This is a genomic window from Natronobacterium haloterrestre, from assembly GCF_900112205.1.
Lineage (GTDB): Archaea > Halobacteriota > Halobacteria > Halobacteriales > Natrialbaceae > Natronobacterium > Natronobacterium haloterrestre.
In genome coordinates, this window is sequence record NZ_FOKW01000008.1 from 13524 (window position 1) to 27042 (window position 13519).

At 62.2% G+C, this 13519-nt stretch carries 8 protein-coding genes and 1 tRNA gene; 4 read left to right on the top strand and 5 right to left on the bottom strand.

Features of this window, described 5'->3' with window-relative positions:
* Positions 1–89: 89 nt before the first annotated feature.
* Positions 90–164, bottom strand: a tRNA-Glu gene (locus BM113_RS15020).
* 278 nt (positions 165–442) lie between these two features.
* Between BM113_RS15020 and BM113_RS15025 the strand changes: the two genes are divergently transcribed.
* Positions 443–1180, top strand: a complete 738-nt coding sequence (locus tag BM113_RS15025) for a fumarylacetoacetate hydrolase family protein (RefSeq protein WP_089788876.1) — start codon at positions 443–445, stop codon at positions 1178–1180.
* A 41-nt stretch (positions 1181–1221) separates the two neighbouring features.
* On the opposite strand, the gene BM113_RS15030 is transcribed toward BM113_RS15025, so the two are convergent.
* Together BM113_RS15030 and BM113_RS15035 are read right to left on the bottom strand one after the other, a co-directional pair.
* Positions 1222–2322: a CNNM domain-containing protein gene (locus BM113_RS15030; protein WP_089788877.1), complete on the bottom strand. Its 1101-nt coding sequence runs from the start codon at positions 2320–2322 to the stop codon at positions 1222–1224.
* A gap of 147 nt (positions 2323–2469) precedes the next feature.
* Positions 2470–2757 (bottom strand): DUF357 domain-containing protein, encoded by a 288-nt coding sequence (locus BM113_RS15035; protein WP_007143520.1) that lies wholly within the window; start codon positions 2755–2757, stop codon positions 2470–2472.
* Positions 2758–2939: 182 nt separating this feature from the next.
* Here BM113_RS15035 and grxC point away from each other — a divergent pair, with 182 nt between their 5' ends.
* Positions 2940–4313, top strand: a complete 1374-nt coding sequence (gene grxC, locus BM113_RS15040; RefSeq protein ID WP_089788878.1) for a glutaredoxin 3 — start codon at positions 2940–2942, stop codon at positions 4311–4313.
* Between the two features lie 48 nt (positions 4314–4361).
* Here grxC and BM113_RS21945 read toward each other — a convergent pair whose 3' ends face one another.
* Together BM113_RS21945 and BM113_RS15050 are read right to left on the bottom strand one after the other, a co-directional pair.
* Positions 4362–4946: a DUF4352 domain-containing protein gene (locus BM113_RS21945; RefSeq protein WP_143095847.1), complete on the bottom strand. Its 585-nt coding sequence runs from the start codon at positions 4944–4946 to the stop codon at positions 4362–4364.
* A gap of 903 nt (positions 4947–5849) precedes the next feature.
* On the bottom strand, positions 5850–8498 hold the full coding sequence (locus tag BM113_RS15050) for a BGTF surface domain-containing protein (protein ID WP_089788880.1): 2649 nt from the start codon (positions 8496–8498) through the stop codon (positions 5850–5852).
* Positions 8499–8925: 427 nt separating this feature from the next.
* On the opposite strand from BM113_RS15050, the gene BM113_RS15055 reads away from it, so the two are divergent.
* Complete coding sequence (locus tag BM113_RS15055; protein ID WP_089788881.1) at positions 8926–10521, top strand: COG1361 S-layer family protein; 1596 nt, start codon at positions 8926–8928, stop codon at positions 10519–10521.
* A 10-nt stretch (positions 10522–10531) separates the two neighbouring features.
* Positions 10532–13462 (top strand): efflux RND transporter permease subunit, encoded by a 2931-nt coding sequence (locus BM113_RS15060; RefSeq protein WP_089788882.1) that lies wholly within the window; start codon positions 10532–10534, stop codon positions 13460–13462.
* The last annotated feature ends 57 nt before the right edge of the window (positions 13463–13519 follow it).

Genomic DNA, 13519 nt, shown 5'->3' on the forward strand with positions numbered 1-13519 from the left:
AGGCGGTCGCCTCGCCACGCTCGGCGCTGCGACTTCTCTCGTTCAAATCAGAATCGCATTCTTGGCTCACGAAATTGTTCGCGAAGAAGTGCTCCGTCTGGGATTTGAACCCAGGTCATCGGCTCGAAAGGCCGAAATGATTGGCCGGACTACACCAACGGAGCGTTCACGTCTTCACGCACCGCACCGGGCGGCGCGTCCTTCGAACGTATTCCTTCGTTGCTCGGGGCTAGTAAAAAGCGTTCCGTTCCGACGCCGTCGTGGGACGGTCTGACGCACCGCGGTCGCCGGCCGCAAACGACGACCCCCTCTACCGGTTGGCCGTCTCCCGGTTCCTTGACCGGTTATCCCTCGAGAACTGGCAACGTGGTCGAACAGCAGCGACCAGAACCGCCGTCTTCTCAACGTTTTTGACCCGCCAAGACGACCGAACAGCCAGACGATGAAATACGTTCGATTCCGCGATCCGGCCGGCGCCGTCCGACGCGGCGAGTACGAGAGCGGCCACGTCCACTTCGCGAACGAGAGCTACAGCCTCGAGGGCGACGAGATCGACGTCCTGCCGCCCTGTGATCCCTCGAAAATCGTCTGTATCGGGCGCAACTACGCGGACCACGCGGACGAGATGGGGTCGGACGTACCCGACCGACCGCTGCTGTTCCTGAAACCGCCGAACGCCCTCGCGGGCCACGGCGACACCGTCACTACGCCTGCCGGCAAGGACCGCATCGACCACGAGGCGGAACTCGCCGTCGTCATCGGCGAGCAGTGCCGCCACGTCCCCGAGGCCGACGCCATGGACGTCGTCGAGGGCTTTACCTGCATGAACGACGTCTCGAACCGCGACGACCAGCGCCAGGAGAAAAACTGGATCCGCGGAAAGGCCTTCGACGGGGCGGCACCGCTCGGGCCAGTACTCGCGACGCCGGACGAGGTACCCGAGGACGCGGCCGTCCGATCGCGGGTCAACGGCGACCTCAAACAGGACGGCTCCCGGGAGCAGTTGATCTTCTCGATCCCCGAACTGATCGCCGAGATCACGACCTACCTCACCCTCGAGCCCGGCGACGTCATCGCGACCGGAACCCCGGAAGGCGTCGGACCGCTGTCCGACGGCGACGAGGTCGAGATCGAGGTCGAGGGCGTCGGGACGCTCGAGCACACGGTTCGAATTCCCTGACCGTCCCCGCTGGAAGTTTCTCCGACGGTCGACCCGCTCAGTCAGTGGCGAGCGCTCTCCTGTGTCCTTCTTCCTTCCTGCTCCCCGTACTCGAGATCGAGGGGATCGTCGATTTCGCCCATTACCGCTTCCAGGGCGTCGGTCGCGGTGAGCAAGCCGACGACCTCCGTTCCGGACTCGTCGTACACCAATGCGAGTTCCTGGTGGTTCTCCTGAAACCGGTCGACCGCTTCGCTGATGGTCACGTCCTCCCGGATCGTCATCGGCGGGGCGGCGACCGCTTCGAATCCGACCTCGCCCCGCCGGAGGTCGTCGAGTCGATCGATAACGGCGGGGACGTAGACGATTCCCCGAAAGTCGGCCGGTTCATCGCCGATCAGCGGAAACCGCGTGTGGGGACTGTGTCCGATCCGATCGAGGTTCTCCCGGAGGGAGACAGCCGTCGAGAGGAAGACGATGTCCTCGCGGTCGGTCATCACGTCGCTGACGGGGATCTCGCCGACGGTGAAGGCGTTGATGATCTCCTCCTTGCGCTCCCTGGAGAGGCCGCCACGGTCGAGTAACGACCCCAACCGGTGGCGAAGTTCCGCCCGTGACTCGACGCGGTCGGTCTCGGTCTCGAGCCACGCTCCGGTCATCTCGATGCCGAAGCGCCGGAGCGTCCACTTCGCGACGCTGTCTCCGATCAGGATGACGGGATACAGCAGCTTCGCGAACCAGTACAGCGGTGTCGCGCCGTACCGGGCGACGAACTTCGTCTGCTCGACGCCGAGGTACGTCGGCGTCTGTTCGCCGTGGGTCAGGTGCAGCAGGTTGATGATGACGAACGCGACGAGCCCGCCGGCCCCGATCGACGCGAGAACCGTGTTCTCGAACACCGGCGCGAGCAGCGACTTCAGCGCCGGCTCGGCGACGATGCCGACGGCGATGCTCGTCGCCGAGATGCCGACCTGACAGCTCGTGAGATAGATCTCGAGGTCCTGGGTCATCTCCCATGCCCGCCGAAGTCCGGGGGCGTCGAACTCGGACTGGGGGTACTGTCGAACGCGAGTGAGCGCGAACTCGATCGCGACGAAGAACCCGTTCGCCAGGATGAGCAAGGCCCCCGCGAGCAACCGGACCGACAGTTCTACGGCCTCCATACCTGCACTCTAGTAGCTATCGTTATGAATGTCGGCCGGCGGTCGGGTGCCAGACTCCCGCTGGCAGGTTGGCTCCGCGACCGGAACCCGGGCCCAAAGCACGCGACGATGCCCGACGGTCGACGCCCATCGAACGACTCGAACGACTCAGTCGACGGTGAACAGGTGCCCCTCGGTAGGGACATCGAACAGTCCGACTCGCGCGCCCGCGTCCAGCCACGCGTGCCCGTAGGAAAACGATGCCAGCGCGTTGACCGGATCGTCGTTCTCACGGAAATGTCGCCCGTCCTCGAGATAGGACTCGGCCATCTCGTAACACTCCGCGGCGGCGTCGGCCATCGGCGTCCCCTCCGGCGGGGCGATCGTCGCCTCCGCGAGCGCCTCCGCGAGCAGTTCCCCGTACCGGTCGGTCTTCTCCTCGAGATCGGCGGCCATACCGGATCGTCGGGGCTGACGGCCCTAAACGCGTCGACACGATGCCAGCGGACGGGACGACAAACTGGATGACTACCCCTGGACACGCCCTCTCGCCTATCCCGGGCGACCCTCGCTCACCCGACGACCCTGCAGGGAACGCAACTCGTATACGCCACGTTTCCGTACACGAAGACAGACAAATGAGCGACCAGCCTCGAGTCGAGATCTATACGAAGGAGGACTGTCCCTACTGCGAGAAAGCGAAGGACCTCTTCGACAACAAGGGCGTCGAGTACGAGGAGTACAACGTCACTGGCGACGAGGAACTCTTCGAGGAGATGGTCGAACGCGCAGATGGCCGCAAGACCGCACCCGAGGTCTTCATCGACGACGAACTGATCGGGGGCTGGGACGACACGAGCGCCCTCGACGAGACGGGCGAACTCGACGAAAAGCTCGGACTCGTCACCGACGGCGGCGACGAGATCGTCGAACACCGTCCGCTGCTCATCGCCGGCACGGGAATCGCCGGCCTCACCGCCGCGATCTACGCCGGCCGTGCGAACAACGACCCGCTGGTCATCGAAGGCGACGAACCCGGCGGCCAGCTCACGCTGACCACCGACGTCGCGAACTACCCCGGCTTCCCCGAGGGGATCAGCGGCCCCGAACTCGTGAACAACATGAAAGAACAGGCCCGGAAGTTCGGCGCCGACCTGAAAAACGGCGTCATCGAATCGGTCGAGCGTGTCGAACAAAGTTCGACTGCAAACCAGAACGCGTCGCGTTCCGGTGACGACTCGAGCCGACCGTTCCGCGTCGAACTAACGAACGGGGACGTCTACACCGCCGACGCCGTGATCGCCGCCTCGGGTGCGAGCGCCCGCACGCTCGGAATCCCCGGCGAAGACGAACTGATGGGCTACGGTCTGTCGACGTGTGCGACCTGTGACGGCGCGTTCTTCCGCGGCGAAGACATGCTCGTCGTCGGCGGCGGCGACGCCGCGATGGAAGAAGCAACCTTCCTCACGAAGTTCGCCGATACCGTCTACATCGCCCACCGCCGCGAGGAGTTCCGCGCCGAGGACCACTGGGTCGACCGGGTCCACGAAAAGGTCGAGGACGGCGAGATCGAGATCATGAAAAACACCGAACTCGTCGAGGTCCACGGCTCCCAGGAAGAGGGGGTCGACCACGTGACGCTCGTCGAAAACGAGAAGGGTCACCCCACCGACCGCCTCGACGACCCCGAGACCAACGAGTTCGAGTTCGACGTCGGTGCCGTCTTCCTCGCGATCGGTCACACCCCCAACACCGAGTACCTCGAGGACACCGACGTGAAGATGGACGACGAAGGGTATCTGAAGACTCAGGGCGGCGAGGGCGGCGGCCAGACCGAAACCGACGTGCCCGGCATCTTCGGCGCCGGCGACGTCGTCGACTACCACTACCAGCAGGCCGTCACGGCCGCCGGGATGGGGTCGAAGGCAGCGCTCGACGCCGACGAATATCTCGAGGACTTAGAGCGCGCGGAGTCGGCGGGTGAAGTCGAAGCGGCCGCGGCGGACGACTGATACGGACGCCCATACAAGATATGCACATCTCTGACTAACCGACCCGACTTACTCCGTCGTACTTGAGAACCGCCATTCTACGGTGAGGCCGACCGGTTCATCCGAATCACGACGTCGATCCAATCGCTCCCATCGGAGACGGGACCGATCGATCGCAACGCTTGTTTCCGTCCGAAAGAGTATCCACCCGGATTCGGTCTCGCCCGGGGCCAATTCACCGTCGTCGTACGCCGCAGCGGTTATCGGGCGGACAAATTCGGCGTCGGCAACCGACGACTCGGCCGGATACACTATCGAAAGATCGTGGCTATTTCCATGCTCGTCGAGCAGTTCGAACGCTTTCGGTGATGGCGGCGTCCGATCGACCTGATCCTCGTTCGTGACGGCGCATTCGATCATGAGAAGCTGCCCCCCATCAGCTTCGTAGGTTCGGGTCCCGTCTGCATCGGTCAGTTCCCGCTCGACAGTTTCGGGAAGGAGGTAAAACTCGACGCCAACCGAAAGACCGTCCGGACCGACGTAGCGCTCACCCACGTCTCGAATCGGAACATCGTATTCGACCGTCGTCCGTCGGTCGCCGAGAACGAACGTTGCCCTGTCGACGGGCGTTTCGTTGTCGATCGGCTGGGCCACCGTGACCGAAACGGACTCCGTTTCGCCCGGTTCGAGTTCGGCCCTGAGCAGCCGTTCCTCTCCCGTCGGCTCTATCACGATCGGCTGCTTGAATTCACCGGCAGTTCCCCCACGGTTCTCGAGTTCGATCTCGAGGGATACAGACTCGTGTCGTTCGACCGACGATGGTGCGGTGAACGTCTTGGGGCGAATATCCGGTACCGAATCTGCACTAGAGTCGAGTTGGAGATGCCAGTAGCGTGGACTCGGGTCGCCACGAGCCCAGGAAAACCGAGCCACGTCGGTGTCGATAGGAATCTCGAACGCCACCCACCCCGACGTTCGGATCTCGGGACGAGCACGATCTATGCCTTCGTATCGAGTTCCCTCGACCGGGTCGGCGTACGCTTCGACCGACCCTCCAGCGCCGTGTATCGGTTCGTACTGATCGTTCTCGACGCTGAGCCGGAACTCCTCGACTCGAGCCAGGTCCGCGACTCCGTCGCCACGGTTCCGGGACGTGACGTGGAGGAACACGAACATCGACCCGATCTGCGATCGGCGGGTCACACCCCGGGCACTTTCGAAGCGGATCGCCAGTTGCAGTTCGTCCACGGTCAGGGCTACGGACTCGAGGTGGTGTGATTCGCCGAGGCCGATCGCTTCGTCGTCGGTAGAAAGACAGCCGACGACGATACCCATTGCCACGGACCCCGTCGTCAATAGCTGGCGACGGTTCATATCGATCTCGAGGAGTGTCACAGTGATGAACGTATCGGCTGTCCTCGAGGCTGGCCCATCTTGCGGAGTGGGGCGTGTGAGTGGCGTCGTGACGGGTCTGCGAGTACGAGCGCCGTTACGTCCAAAAGAAAAGCGGGATGCGGCGGAAACTGCAGGCCGGCGTGAGCCGGTAGTTAGTCGGCGTTAGTTCTGACGGCGCAGCGCGAGCATGGCGGCGGCGAGCAGCGCGACAACAGCGACAGCGACGCCGAAGCCGGGCGTACCGTCTTCTTCGCCGTTGTCGCCGTTCTCGCCGTTCTCACCGTTTTCGCCGTTCTCGCCGTTCTCACCGTTCTCACCGTTTTCGCCGTTCTCACCGTTCTCACCGTTCTCACCGTTCTCCTTCTGCTCGGAGACGGTCAGAGTACCGGTGGCTTCCTCGTCGCCAGCGGAGACGCTCCACTCGATGTCACCAGCTTCCGAGGTGTCGAAGTCGAAGCTCTCGCTCCACTCGTCACCGGGCTCGATAGTGACGTTGTCTTCGCTGTAGGTGTTCTCGTCGTCGATGACGACGCCGATGTCGATCGTGTCGGCGGCGCCACCGTCGTTGGCGACGGTCACGTCGAGCGAGGCGTCTTCACCGACCTGAGTTTTCTCAGGTGCGGAGGTGTCGAGGCTGATGAGCGCTTCCTCAGCGTCGACGAGCGTTGCCTCGAGTGTGGCGGTGTCAGCGTCGCCAGCTTCGCTGGCTTCGAAGTCAACGGAGGTGTTGGCGTCGTAGTCGCTGAAGTCGAAGGTGGTGCTCCAGACGCGGTCACCGTCTTCGACTTCGACTTCAGTGGAGTTGTCCGTCACGAAGTTCCCGGTGGACTTGGCCCAGACGGTGACGTCCGTGCCAGGTGCGACGGTAGTGTCGCCAGTTACTTCGGCGTCAGCCGCGTTGGGGACTTCTTCGTGCTTGTCGTTGATCGAGATCGTCCGTTCGGTGATTTCGAACTCACCGTCGACCTCGACGGTTTCGTCAGCGTAGGCGTAGTCGTCGTCGATCTGGAACGTCCAGTCGTAGCCAGCGTCGGCCTCGAAGTCTCCCTCAGTGTCGTAGGGGACTTTGAGGATCAGCTGGTCGCCCTCGTAGTCGTCGAGGTTGACGAGTTCGAGGTCGATGTCTTCGTCACTGGTGTTCCAGGTCTGGGGATCGACGTTTGCAGGCGAGTCCTGCTCTTCGAGTTCGAGCGTGACGCCTGCGTCGGCGAGGTCGCTACCGACGGAGCTGTCGTCAAGCTGGTCGATGGAGCCGGTGGCACCGAAGTCGTCGACGGTCAGGAGGAGGTGGTCGTCCTCAGCGATGGCTTCGGTCTGGGTCACCGTTGCGTCCTCGAACTCTTCGAGGGTGGTGAGGTCTGCGGCTTCGGGCGCCGTGTGAGTCAGGACGTCACCGGCCGGCGTGGCTTCGGTGAGCGTCAGCAGCGAGGAGTCGTCCTCGTTGTTCATCTCGGGGTCGTCACCAGTCGTGGTTTCGTCCCACTGGTCGCCGATGGTCAGTTCGTAGTCGCCATCAGCCAGCGGGTTCGAGAAGATCGGTGCGTCGTCCGCAACGACCCACTCACCATCCTCGTAATTAAGGATATCTTCACTGGGGATGGTACCGTCTTCGTAGGTATCACTGTCTTCAGTTACGTTGAGGAACTCAACGTTGGCGTCGACCTCGGTCGAGGTGTTGTGTTCGTAGACGGTGACGACGTTGCTCTCATCCCAGTCATCTGCGTTGGCTGGGGTGTCGTCGTTTTCAGGGTCATCAACTAGTTTGTTGATGATTTCTTCGTCACTGTGGCCACCAGCAGCAGCCGTGTGGCTGTTGAACTGGACGGTGACTTTGTCACTGTCGATCTCGTCGTCGAGTTCGAGACCGAGTTCGTAGGCGACGTCGTCGTATTCACCGATCTGGATCGCGGCATCGTCGGTCTGGGTCAGCTCGACCGTAATGTTGGCGAGGTTGCCGCGTTCTTCGACGACGGAGTCGATCTCACGGTCGGAGTCAGCAGCTTCGGTCACGTTGACCGTCGCGCTGGACTCAGCCGCCGTGTCCACGACATCGAAGTCGAACTGGTACTCACCAGCGTCGATGTCCGTGAAGTTCAGTTCGTACGTACCGTCGTTGTAGTTCTCGAGGGTAGCGACGTCATCTTCGTCGTCGACATCAACGTCGTCGTTGTCCTCAGCGTTGAAGATCTGCTCGAGGTCAGACGCACCGAGGCTGTCGACCTCGTCAGCCGTGACGTCGATCGTGTACGTGCCACGGTTGGAGTCGAGTTCGAGTTCGAAGTCGTCAGTGTTGTCCGTAACTTCGTCGGACTCGAACTCAGCGTCGAACGACTGTTGGGTGATCTCGAAGGCTGCGTCATCAATGTCACCCTCGGAGGGGCTTGTGAGTTCCGAGTCGACTTCGCCGTCACTGAAGTCGAGGACATTGCCATCATCGTTCTCGATGACGTATTCGCCATCGAGATCTTCGCTATCGATGGTAGTCCAGTGGATACCCGTACTGTCGTTTTCAGTCAGCGTAAACTGCGTCTCGAGTGAACCACTGTCGTCATCGTCGAGTTCGCGCAGTTCGTAATCATCGGTATCTGACGGGCTAGACTCCGTATCTTCGAAGTACAGAGACTGTCCTTCCCAGAAGGTGCTTCCGGAGTCAAGTTTGTCGTCAGCATCCGAGTCGTCGTAAATGTCTTGGTTAACAGCCGCTGCCGCTCCGCCCGCGAACGCTGCGGACATGGCGACAACGGAAAGTACCATAATCGCGGCCAGGAACACTGCACGTCCCTTTTCACGATATGATGATTCGCTTGTCATGTGTTAGTGTTGTGTTGTCGTTGTATTCGGTTGTTTAGTGTGCGATTCGTGGGAGGCAACCGCCAGCGATCCGGCCGTCCAATCATCGATTACCAACTCGACCACCCAGGTAGGGGTATCCGACACTACCGAAAGGCCCGGCATAAGTTTTGTGTTTTGATAGATGGCCGAGACGTAATCCTCTATAGAATTGCCACAGCCAAGTAAAACGCTATTATTCCGCTTCGGGTATAGTAATCCCTCTTAGTCTGTGATGGAATCTTGTCCGAGACCCTGGAACTTGCTGGTCTTCAGATCCCTAATTGAACGTTCAATCATAAGACCTATATTAAAATAGTCCTACAAGACCAGTAATGAGATTTTACAGTGTGATTTCAGGAGACCCAAAAAATAGTACCGGTCAAAAACCTTCTAAGGAGAGTTTTCAATGAGTCGGACTGTTCAAGTACTTATCGGTATAGCAGTAATTGCATGTGTCGTTCTTGCAGCACCTACAATAGTAAGTGGGCTAGAAAGTGGAGAACCGAATCTAACAATCCATATTTCTGACAATGAAGTGGCGCCAGGTACCGAAGAAACAGTCGAATTAGACATACAGAATGATGCGGAACGAAGTAGTGGAACTGGGACAGAAGTTCTCACTGCTCGAGCGGTTACAGCTCAAATTGACGATCCAGGCCCATTTGAGGCATCAGGAGGGGAAACAGCTCTGGGTCCTATCCGGGATGGAGAAGTAAGATCGTTCGCACACCAAATAAGCGTTCCCTCCGACATTGAGCCCGGGGAGCATGAAATTTCTATCCGTATTGATTATGCATACACGGACAGGATATCTGATCGATCAGGGACCTCCCAGCGTAAGAGTGTAAGCGAAACGTTTGACGTCACTATCGTGGTGCCCGAGGAGCCCAGATTCGAAGTGTCTAACATCTCGACTGGCGTTGAACCAGGTGGCTCCGGTGAAGCTCTCCTTGAAATCGAAAATACCGGTCCCGGGACCTCGAACCAGACACGAACGAGCATCACGTCCGGAAATGGCATCACTGTCGACGGCAGCACGCCCGAAACACCGGCCGAACAGATCATCGGCGACCTCGAGCCGAACGAATCGACGACGATGACCGTCGACGTGGCAATCGACGAGAGCATCAGCGGCGGCGAGCGCCCCCTCAAGATCGACTTCACCTACGAGGACGAAAACGGCATCGAGCGACAGGCCAACAGCGTCACAGCGTCACTTTCGCCGGCCGCCGAACAGGCGTTCGCCATCGACGACCTCGAGAGTACTCTCGCGGTCGGCTACGACGGAGAAGTGACGGGGACGCTCACCAATGAGGGGCCACGAACCGTCGATGACGCGGTTCTCGACGTCACTCCCCAGAGCGAGTCGCTGTTCATCGAGGATACCCGGTACGCCTTGCCCGAACTCGAGCCGGGCGAATCCACGGAATTCCGCTACCCGACGGACGTCAGCGGACAGGCCGACGCGGGACCGCGCCAGCTCCAATTTACGGTCGAGTACGGCAGCGGTGACCGGACGACGGCCACCGACGGCCCGATTTCGGAACGCGTCGTGATCGACGACAGGTACGAGGAGTTCTCGATCGAGACGGTCGCGGCCGACGTCCGCCAGGGCGAGACGAGCGAAGTCTTGCTCGAGATCACCAACGAGCGGCCGGAGACGCTGTCGAACGTGGACGCGAAGCTCTACGCGGACAGCCCCCTGGATGCGCCCAACAGCGACGCGTTCGTGAACGAACTCGAGCCCGGCGAGTCCGCCGAGATTCGGTTCGAGATCGCGGCCACGGCGGACGCGGCACTCGAGACGCACCCGGTCGAACTCGACTTCGAGTACGACACGGAACGGGGCGACACGGTGGTCTCGGACGTCTACCAGCACCCGATCGACGTCGGCGAGAGCAACGGCGACGACGGCGGAACCACAGTCGGCTCGATCGTGACGGTGATGGCGCTGCTTACGGGTGCGGGGCTCGGAATCGGGCTCTGGTGGCGACGAGCGTGACTGGTCACCGATGAGTGATTTCGACGCGCCGGGTGACGAAGCGGAGAGCGAGGAGTCGAACGGCTCGGACGACGTGTGGGCAGCCGTCGAGGGAGATGGAGAGGTCGACGCCGACGGGAACCCGTCTCGAGACGCGAGGAAGACGGAGTCGGAAGCGGGAGCGGAAGCAGGCTCCTCGAGCAGCGACGTGAAAGGGGCTGGCGAACGGGAAGGGAGTTCCACGACTGGTCCCGGAACGGAAACCACGACCGCGACCGCGACCGCGACCACGAGCGCGAGCGCGACGAAAGCGATCGGAGCGCTCGTCTCACGGCTCGGCTCGCGATTCGGGAGAGGAACCGACGATGCTGGCGCGAACACCGGGCCAGCAGAACGTGACGGGAATCGCGACTTCGGGAGCGGTGGAGCCGCTGGCCTCTCCGATAGTACCTCCAAAGCCGGCTCCGAGTCCAGCCCCGACGGCGGGAGCAAGGACCCGTTCACTCGTCGCATCAACCCTCTGATCACCGAACGGACCTGGACCGTCGTGCTCGTCTTTCTGCTCGTGACGGCCGTCTTCCTCGGTGGGGCGGTGGCCGGCGGCGGCGAACAGCAGGCGGGTACCGACCAGTTCACCGAGGATTCGGAGGCGCAGGAGGCGTTCGATGAAATGCAGGAGAACTTCGACCGCTCCGGTCGGGACGCCGGCGGCACCACCGCCCAGCTGTTCGTCACCGATCGGAACGACGGGAACGTCCTCTCGAAGCCGAACCTGTTGCGAATGCTCGAGTTCCAGGATCGGGTCGAGAACGAGGACGGTCTGCGGGTCGCCTCGACGACGAGTCCGGCGTCGCTGATTGCGACGCAACTCGATCCGGAGGCGACGACGGCCGAACGGCAGTACCGGGCGATCGAGCGAGCATCCCCGCGTCAACTCGAGGACGCGATCGCTCGAGCCGACGAGCGGATGGGGATCCCGGTAAGCACCGACTTCACCCGTGAATCGGCGCGCGCGGACGTCGCACAGGTAGCGATCACCTACGACACGCCGCCGATGTCGGAGACGAGCGATCACGCCCACCTGCAGTTCGAGACCCAGGAGATCGCCGACGAGATCGAGGGCTTCGATACGGACGACAACGTCGTCATCTTCGGCGATGCCGTGATCGAGGAGGAGACCGTCCAGTTGCTGGGGGATACGGCCATCGTCGTCTTCCCGGCGGCGATCGTCCTGATCCTGTTTTTCCTGCTGGTCGCGTACCGCGATCCGGTCGACCTCGCGCTGGGACTGGCGGCGCTGGTGATGACGATGATCTGGACGTTCGGATTCATGGGGTTCGCGAACATCCCGTTCTCGGACTCCCTGATCACCGTCTTCCCGCTGTTGCTCGCGGTCGGGATCGACTTCGGGATCCACATCATCAACCGCTACCGGGAAGAGCGGGGTACCGGAAAGTCGATCGGTGACTCGATGGGGATCACGACCGACCAGTTGACGACGGCGCTGCTGATCGTCACCCTGACGACGGTGTTCAGCATTATGGCGAACCTGGTCAGCGACATCACGCGGGATTTCGCCATCGTCGCGTCGGCGGGAATGGTCTTTACGTTCCTCATCTTCAGCGTGTTTCTCCCTGCGGGAAAGGTCGGCTTCGACCGCCTCCGGGAGGGGACGCGGTTCCCGGAGTTCGGCTCCACCCCGCTCGGTCAGGAGAACTCGTGGATGGGCCGTGTGCTGCCGGTCGGCGTTCACGTCGCCCGGGCGGTCCCCGTGCTCTTTCTCGTCGCGATGCTCGTGCTCGGTGCGGGTGCCACCGCGTACGGGACCGGCGTCGACACCGAGTTCGATCAGGAGGCGTTCTTCCCCGACGAGGACCGGATCGAACAGTACCAGTCGTTGCCCGGCCCGCTCCAGCCCAGCGACTACACGTTCATGACGGTGCTGAACTACCTCGAGGAGGACTTCGATCAGAGCATCGACGGTTCGGTGACGATATACGTCGACGACAGCGATCTCAGGTCCGACCGCGGACTCAGAGAGGTCGACCGCGCGGTCCGGAACCCGCCCGAGGCGTTCAAATCCGACGGCCGGGAGGCCGACGCCGACACCATCCTCGACGTCATCGACTCCCAGGCCGCGACGGATCCGGAGTTCGCCGCGACCGTCGAGCGGTACGACTCGAGCGGCGACGGGATCCCGGATCGTGACGTCGACGCCGTCTACGACGCGCTGTTCGCCTCCGACGGGGCGGACGAGGCCGCCGATCGGCTGACGACCGACCGGAGCGCGACCCGGATCGACGTCCAGATCGACGTCGACGCCGATCAGGACGAGGCCGTCGCCGCCGCCAGAACCGTCGCCGACGGGATGGAACTCGACGCGACGGCGACGGGGCAACTGGTCATCTTCGAGGCCGTGATCGAGAAGACGACCGAATCGTCGATCAACAGCCTCGTCGTCGCCTTTCTCCTGACGATGATCTTCCTCGTGCTTTCCTACTGGTGGCTCGAGGGCCGGGCGATCTACGGCGTCCTGAACCTGGTTCCGGTGTTGCTGGCGGTTGCCCTGCTCGCGGGCTCGATGCGGCTGTTCGACGTGCCGCTAACGCCGATCAACGCGCCGATCCTCTCGGTCTCGATCGGGCTGGGCGTCGACTACACCGTCCACTTCATGCACCGGTTCGTCGACGAGTACGAGAACACGGGCGACGTGCACGAATCGCTGCTCGTGACCGTCCGCGGGACCGGCGGCGCGCTCACCGGGAGCATGCTGACGACCGTCACGGGGCTGGGGGTGCTGTACCTCGCGTTGATCCCCCTGATCATGGAGTTCGGCCTCCTGCTCGCGCTCGGCGTGTTCTACGCGTGGCTGACCTCCATCCTCGTGTTGCCGTCGGTGATCGTCGTCTGGGATCGCCTCGAGAGCGGAGACGGCGTTTCCGTCGGAGTTCCGGGTCGCTGATCCCGCCTTCGGGAGTCGAGGCAGTCCCGATCGGCCACTACCCTTACGGGTTCCAGC